The organism is Arthrobacter sp. Hiyo1 (genome assembly GCF_001263615.2).
GTDB lineage: Bacteria > Actinomycetota > Actinomycetes > Actinomycetales > Micrococcaceae > Arthrobacter.
The window spans coordinates 6,436-8,295 of the sequence record NZ_DF952493.1 but is presented as its reverse complement, the minus strand read 5'-3'; the positions used below and the strand labels follow the sequence as shown (position 1 = coordinate 8,295).

The 1,860-nt window shown below is 65.1% G+C and carries 1 protein-coding gene and 1 pseudogene; one reads left to right on the top strand and one right to left on the bottom strand.

Going from position 1 to position 1,860, the window contains the following annotated elements; all coding sequences use genetic code 11:
* Positions 1 to 209 precede the first annotated feature (209 nt).
* Positions 210 to 1,465, top strand: a pseudogene (locus tag AHiyo1_RS23910) (acyl-CoA dehydrogenase family protein).
* A 241-nt stretch (positions 1,466 to 1,706) separates the two neighbouring features.
* Here AHiyo1_RS23910 and AHiyo1_RS23905 read toward each other — a convergent pair.
* Positions 1,707 to 1,860: HPr family phosphocarrier protein (locus tag AHiyo1_RS23905; RefSeq protein WP_148667765.1), on the bottom strand; the 154-nt coding region annotated here is incomplete at its 5' end.

Below are 1,860 nucleotides of genomic sequence, written 5' to 3'. Positions count from 1 at the left end.
CGCGCCAGGCGGCCGGCCCGTCGTCGTGGTTGCCGTCCTGGATCCGGCAGCGGGTACGGAACGGATCCTTCAAGCGGTTCGGGACGCCCTGGCTTAGTTCGATCCAGCAGAATCCATGGTGGAACTGAGTTCCTTGACATGAAACTGAGTGTCAGCGCATGCTGGGAGTCGTAGATCGCAACCCCGAGCGAGGATCCCCCATGACGACGATGTCCAACAGCGCTTCCGAGGAACTGGATGCCATATTCCCGGTCGGCGCAGCTTTTCCGGCTGGCACCATGGAGCCCGAGTATGTCCTGAACGAATCCCTGGACCCGGACCCGGCCTCCGTCTTCAAGGACGTTAGCCGCGAAGACCGCGCCTACTGGGACCGCGCGCGGACCTTTGTCCAGGACGACGTGCTCCCGGTCATCGCGGGGTACTGGGAGCGCGCGGAGTATCCGCTCCATCTGGTGAAGCGCCTGGGTGAACTTGATCTGCTGCGCGACGGAATCAACGTCGACGGGTTCCCGGCCATGAGCAAAACCGCCGCCGGACTGGTCACCATGGAACTGAGCCGCGGGGACGGCTCCATCGGCACAGTCGTCGCAGTCCAGGGCGGCTTGGCTTTGCGGTCCGTGGCGGAATGCGGTTCCCCAGAGCAGCAGGACCGTTGGCTTCCCGCGCTTTCCCGGGCCGAGGAATATGGCGCTTTCGCCTTGACCGAGCCCGCGCACGGTTCCGATTCGGTGGGACTCGAGACGACTGCGACCGCCGTCGACGGCGGCTATGTGCTCAACGGTGAAAAGAAATGGATCGGCAACGGCTCGATCGGCGGGCTGACCGTCGTCTGGGCCCGTGGCGACGACGGGCAGGTTCACGGATACCTCGTCCCCCAGGATTCCCCCGGGTACTCCGCCACGACCATTGAAGGCAAGCTGTCACTCAGGGCAATCTGGCAGGCACACATCCGCCTTGAGGATGTCTTCGTCCCGGCGGAAAACGCGCTCCCGGTGCCCGGAGTTTCAAGGACACAGCCCGGGTGCTCTTGGCGACCCGGCTGGGAGTGGCCTGGTCCGCCGTCGGGCACGCCACTGCCTGTTACGAAACCGCGGTGCAGTACGCGGCCCAACGCCGGCAGTTCGGCCGCCCACTGGCCGCTTCGCAGATTGTGCAGGAGCGACTTGCCCGGATGCATTCGGAGCTCGCCACCATGCAGCTCATGGTCATGCAGATGACCAAGCTGGACGATGAGGGCGTGCTGACTCCCGCGCAGGCGGCGCTCGCGAAGTTCACCTGCACCCGCACTGCCCGCAGCATCGCCTCGAACGCCCGCGACCTGCTCGGTGGCAACGGGATCTTGTTGGCCAACCGCGTGGCCCGGCACTTCGCCGACATAGAGGGAATCCATACCTATGAAGGCACAGAGACTGTCCAAGCGTTGATCATCGGACGCTCGATCACGGGCATCTCCGCCTTCGCCTAAAACGGTATCCCCCGCCCCCGGCGCGGCCCCCCAGACGCTCGCTCAGATATGAGCCCAAAATCCCGGACGCTCGCTCAGATATGAGCGCAATCGACGTAACGCTCGCTCGCCAATCAACGGTGAGCGAGCGTCTGGCGGGAGGCCACCATATGTGAGCGAGCGTTTGACCGGAGGCCACCATATGTGAGCGAGCGTCTGGCGGGAGGCCACCATATGTGAGCGAGCGTCGGGTGGGAGGTGCCTACTCCGCGTCGAGGTCCGTTTCCAACAGTGTCACCAGGGAATCGAGGGCAGCGTCGGCGCCGTCGCCCTCGGCCCGAAGCACCACGACGTCGCCCTTCGCCGCCCCAAGCGTCATGAGCGAAAGGATGCTGCGGCGTGACGCGCGTCGTCGG